Genomic DNA, 786 nt, shown 5'->3' with positions numbered 1-786 from the left:
GTCTCTTAAAAATGGCGACATTAGTAGAACGTCAACGGATGCTGTAGCGGGTAACCAGCTATATGCACTAGGGAGCGGTGTTGCGAAGTCTTTAGGTGGTAAAGCTAAGTATGAGAATGGCACATGGACAGCTCCGACTTACGAGATCTCTCATGTTTCTGCAGATGGTGATGTGGGAAAGACGAGCTTCAATGATGTTGGTAGTGCCTTTGCGGGTCTTGATACGAGTGTCAAGAATGTGAACACTCATCTGTCTAATGAGGTCAAAAAGTTTGATGAAAAACTAAGTAATATTACTCAAGCGGTTAATGGTGATGCTTTATTATGGAGCGATGCTGCACATGCCTTTGTAGCGACGCATGGAGAGAAAGATAGCAAAAGCAATAGCAAGCTTACATCTCTTTTAGATGGCGTCATTAAGGATGGTTCCACGGATGCTGTAACGGGTAATCAGCTTCATGCTCTAGGTGATAAAGTTGCACAATCTTTAGGTGGAGGAGCTAAGTATGAGGATGGCAAATGGAGCAAACCTAAGTTCACGGTTAAAACAGTAAAATCTGATGGAACTGAGAGTGAGGAGAGCTATACAGATGTGGCTTCAGCGTTTGCCGGTGTAGGAACTTCTTTCACGGATTTACATAAAGAGATTACCAATGAAATTACCACTGCTCAGGCTGACGCCTTGTTGTGGGATAAGGCTAAAGGTTCTTTTGTAGCGACGCATGGGGACAGTAAAGAGAGCAGCAAGATAACGTCTCTTAAAAATGGCGACATTAGTAGAACGTC

At 43.6% G+C, this 786-nt stretch carries 1 pseudogene; it reads left to right on the top strand.

From position 1 onward, the window contains the following. A pseudogene (locus ACFINH_RS10130) lies at nt 1-786 on the top strand (hypothetical protein); the annotation flags it as partial.

Source organism: Bartonella sp. AA74HLJMH (genome assembly GCF_042197045.1).
Classification (GTDB): domain Bacteria; phylum Pseudomonadota; class Alphaproteobacteria; order Rhizobiales; family Rhizobiaceae; genus Bartonella.
This window is presented reverse-complemented; position numbering and strand designations above follow the sequence as displayed.